1 protein-coding gene is annotated in these 225 nt (G+C 30.2%); it reads right to left on the bottom strand.

Annotated features, from left to right (window positions below; translation table 11 throughout):
- Nucleotides 1-211, bottom strand: a 211-nt coding sequence (locus LfDm3_RS06760) for an IS3 family transposase (RefSeq protein WP_404825418.1), incomplete at its 3' end; no start/stop codon positions are given.
- Nucleotides 212-225: the final 14 nt, after the last annotated feature.

Raw genomic sequence — 225 nt, 5'->3', positions numbered from 1 at the left:
TTAAAAACCTTCGGTTTAATTTATTCTTACAAGTTTTACCAACATGACCTTTATAAGAATTATATCTTCGTTTTTTTTTGGTAAACGCCGTTGATAATAGACCTAGTTCATTCATTAAGCGTAATACGCGTTTATGATTAATTTGATGGCCTAAATTCTTTAAAGCTAACGTTACTCGTCGATAACCATAATTTGGGTGACATTGTTTAATTTTCGTGATAGCTT

This window comes from Fructilactobacillus fructivorans, assembly GCF_000814735.1.
GTDB lineage: Bacteria > Bacillota > Bacilli > Lactobacillales > Lactobacillaceae > Fructilactobacillus > Fructilactobacillus fructivorans.
The sequence above is the reverse complement of the archived record's forward strand: the minus strand, read 5'-3'. Positions and strand labels throughout refer to the sequence as shown.